The organism is Blastopirellula sediminis, from assembly GCF_020966755.1.
In the GTDB taxonomy this organism is placed as follows: Bacteria; Planctomycetota; Planctomycetia; order Pirellulales; family Pirellulaceae; genus Blastopirellula; species Blastopirellula sediminis.
Genome location: NZ_JAJKFT010000005.1, coordinates 1 through 2,724 on the forward strand (window position 1 = coordinate 1; position 2,724 = coordinate 2,724).

The 2,724-nt window shown below is 52.3% G+C and carries 1 rRNA gene; it reads left to right on the forward strand.

The features are described 5' to 3' along the window. Positions 1-2,571 (forward strand): 23S ribosomal RNA (locus LOC68_RS11020); the annotation flags it as partial. Positions 2,572-2,724 lie beyond the last annotated feature (153 nt).

Sequence of the window (2,724 nt, forward strand, 5' to 3'; positions counted from 1 at the left end):
TAGTTGAACGACATGGAAAGGTCGGCCACAGACGGTGACAGCCCGGTAAACGAAAGTGGATTCGCCTCCCGAGAGATACCTGAGTAGGTTCAGGCACGTGAAACCTGGACTGAATCTGCGGGGACCATCCCGCAAGGCTAAATACTCTCTGATAACCGATAGTGAACTCAGTATGGCGACTGAAAGATGAGAAGAACCCCTGTTAGGGGAGGTATGTGAACCTGAAACCATACGCTTACAAGCGGTCGGAGCCCGATTATTGGGTGACGGCGTGCCTTTTGCATAATGATCCGGCGAGTTACGGTCTGCGGCAGGTTAAAGTCTTCCGGACTGAAGCCAGAGGGAAACCGAGTCTGAATAGGGCGCTAGTCGTAGGCTGTAGACGCGAAACCAAGTGATCTACCCATGAGCAGGTTGAAGCGCGGGTTATACCGCGTGGAGGACCGAACCCACTTGGGTTGAAAACCGAGGGGATGACTTGTGGGGAGGAGTGAAAGTCTAATCAAACTTGGAGATATCTCGTTCTCTCCGAAATAGCTTTAGGGCTAGCCTTGAGCCACTACGTACCGGGGGTAGAGAGACTGAATCGATTTGGGGCCCCTTCCCGGGGTACCCTGTTGGACCAAACTCCGAATACCGGTGCGACTATCTCAGGAGTCAGTCCACGAGGGATAAGCTTCGTGGTCGAGAGGGAAACAACCCAGACCGTCTGCTAAGGTCCCGAAGAAACGCTCAGTCACTAAGGAGGTTGAATTACTGTGACAACCAGGATGTTGGCTTAGAAGCAGCCACCATTTAAAAAGTGCGTAACAGCTTACTGGTCGAGTAATTCTGCGCCGATAATGATCGGGAGTAAGCGTTTCACCGAAGCAGCGGACGAAAGTGGTAGGAGAGCGCCGATAGTCAGATACGAGCCGTACCGAAAGGAGCGGTGTTGGGGCTATCGGGTGATTATGCCGGAATGAGTAACGATTAAACAGGTGAGAATCCTGTTCGCCGAATACCTAAGGTTTCCTGGGGAAGGCAATTCCGCCCAGGGTTAGCCGGTACCTTAGTCGAGGCCGAAAGGCGTAGACGATGGATAGCAGGTTAATATTCCTGCGCTAGAACGTTGGACCGATGGAGGGACGGCGTCCGAACCGTGATCGGGCTGGTGGATCAGCCCGTGATTTGCAGCAAGTTGGGGAGATTGGAAAATCCGCTCCCGGAATACAAGCTGTCGATCTGACTCTTTATGAGGTAATCATCAGAAGGACGTCCAAGAAAAGCTTCTAAGGGTTGAAGACGTTTTAACCGTACTAAAACTGACACAGGTAGGTAGGTCGAGTAGACCAAGGCGCTCGGGAGAACAGTGGTTAAGGAACTCTGCAAAATGACCCCGTAAGTTCGCGATAAGGGGTGCCCCTGATGGTGCAAGCTGTTGGGGGCCACAGAAAATCGGCTCTGGCGACTGTTTATCAAAAACACAGGACCCTGCTAACTCGCAAGAGGATGTATAGGGTCTGACGCCTGCCCGGTGCCGGTAGGTTAAGGAAGAGGGTGAAAGCTCGCGACCGAAGCCCCGGTAAACGGCGGCCGTAACTATGACGGTCCTAAGGTAGCGAAGTTCCTTGTCGGGTAAGTTCCGACCTGCATGAAAGGCGTAACGACTGGAGCACTGTCTCAACCACTGACCCGGTGAAATTGTAGTTGTGGTGAAGATGCCACATACCCGCAGTTAGACGGAAAGACCCCGTGAACCTTTACTGTAGGCTGATATTGGTCTGAGATATGTTCTGTGTAGGATAGGTGGGAGGCTTTGATCTCGGCGCGCCAGCGTCGAAGGAGCCGTCCTTGAAATACCACCCTGAATATGTTTTAGCTCTAACCCTGAATATCCGTGAATCCGGACAGGGAACAGTGTCAGTTGGGCAGTTTGACTGGGGCGGTCTCCTCCCAAAGAGTAACGGAGGAGTGCAATGGTACCCTCAGCCTGGTTGGCCATCAGGCAAAGAGCGCAATAGTAAAAGGGTGCTTGACTGCGAGACTTATCGGTCGAGCAGGTACGAAAGTAGGTTATAGTGATCCGGTAGTCCCGTATGGAAGGGCTATCGCTCATCAGATAAAAGGTACTCCGGGGATAACAGGCTTATCGCATCCGAGCGTCCATAGCGGCGATGCGGTTTGGCACCTCGATGTCGGCTCATCACATCCTGGGGGTGTAGAAGCTCCCAAGGGTTCGGCTGTTCGCCGATTAAAGTGGTACGTGAGCTGGGTTCAGACCGTCGTGAGACAGGTCGGTCCCTATCTGCTGTGGGCGTACGAATTTTGAGGAGGTTCTTCTTTAGTACGAGAGGATTTGGAAGGACGACCCTCTGGTGTCCCAGTTGTCATGCCAGTGGCACGGCTGGATAGCTATGGTCGGAAAGGATAAACGCTGAAAGCATCTAAGCGTGAAGCCCGCTCCAAGATTAGAATTCGTAAGCACTTTAGTGCGAGAGTCCCCTGGAAGACGACCAGGTTGATAGGCTGGATGTGTAAGCACAGTAATGTGTTCAGCTAACCAGTACTAACGGACGAAAGCTTGACCACTTATATTCAACGCTTTTCACTCGAGAATAGCATTCTCTACCAATTCAAACGAATAACCGTCGCACGTTTAAGCTCAACCCCGTTTGGGCTCGATTAACGAAGCTTCAATGCTTCAGACGTGCGACCAGTGGCCACTACGCTGCGGATCGCCAA